Consider the following 1,073-nt stretch of genomic DNA (forward strand, 5'->3'; position numbering starts at 1 on the left):
TGCTGTGCCGGGCCTCGTACCCGGCACACTGCGGTCACAAGTAGTCATGCTCGCTCCGCGGTACTGTTCGCGGTCGCGGTAGCACAGTCGTCGCCGATTTCCCAGTCGCACCCCCACCGACTACCTCGCACGAACCTCACTCATCAGCGAACCGTTTTTCCACCAGCCACACCAGACCCGAAGCAGTGGACGCCCACCAGGACGAACTCTCGAACCCCTTCGCGATGGACGAGGACTGCCGGAACTGTCCCGCCCTCGCCGACTGCCGGGAGCAGGTGGTCCACGGCTACGGCGACGCCGGCGCGGAGTTCGTCTTCGTCGGCGAGTCGCCGACCGCGGGCGCCGAAGCGACGGGCGTGCCGTTCACCGGCGACGGCGCGGGCGAGCGGGTCCAGCGCATCCTCGGCGAACTCGGCTTCTCGCGCTCGGCACCGGGGGCTGCCGAGCCCGACCTCCAGAACGTCTACCTCACCTACCTCTCGCGCTGCCGCCACCCCGAGCGGGCGGCGACCGACGCGGAGGTGCGGAACTGCGAGCCGTTCCTCAACGCCGAACTCCGGATGATCAACCCCCACATCATCGTCCCCATCGGCGACCGCGCGCTGCGGGAGCTCGCGATCGAGTACACCACGCGATCGCCGGACAGCTTCGACGTGTCCGAGGAGCACGCCACGACCGTCCGGGGTCGGGGGTTCGAACTCGTCCCCATGATCCCGCCGGGGGAGCAGACCGACGCGCAGGAGGCCGCGTTCGTCGAGCACATGACGGAGAACGTCTTCTCGCGGGACTACCGGCAGACGAAGGGCCGCAGGAGTCGGTAGCCGGTCGCTCGGGCTACGTCCAGTACGCCGTCCCGTTCGGAACGCTACGGCTCCCGACGACGACGCCGGCGGCGACGACCACCGCGACGAACGCGAACACTGCCGCCGTGGGTGCGAGCCTCGCCGAGTCGGGAAGCAGTCGCAGGAACGTTCCCAGTCCGCCGAGGGCGAACGCCGACGTGACGCCGGACGCGAGCAGTCCGGCCGCGCGGGAGTCGAGCATACCGGCGCGTCGGCGGGCAGTCGCTTAAG

Annotated in this window: 2 protein-coding genes; one reads left to right on the forward strand and one right to left on the reverse strand. The window is 69.9% G+C overall.

The window, feature by feature from the left end; genetic code table 11:
• Window positions 1-185: 185 nt before the first annotated feature.
• Complete coding sequence (locus ACFR9S_RS06085; RefSeq protein ID WP_379818275.1) at window positions 186-821, forward strand: uracil-DNA glycosylase; 636 nt, start codon at window positions 186-188, stop codon at window positions 819-821.
• 13 nt (window positions 822-834) lie between these two features.
• Here ACFR9S_RS06085 and ACFR9S_RS06090 read toward each other — a convergent pair whose 3' ends face one another.
• Complete coding sequence (locus ACFR9S_RS06090) at window positions 835-1,044, reverse strand: hypothetical protein (RefSeq protein ID WP_379733252.1); 210 nt, start codon at window positions 1,042-1,044, stop codon at window positions 835-837.
• Between the last annotated feature and the right edge of the window lie 29 nt (window positions 1,045-1,073).

The sequence above is a fragment of the Halolamina salina genome (genome assembly GCF_042678005.1).
Taxonomy (GTDB): Archaea; Halobacteriota; Halobacteria; order Halobacteriales; family Haloferacaceae; genus Halolamina; species Halolamina salina.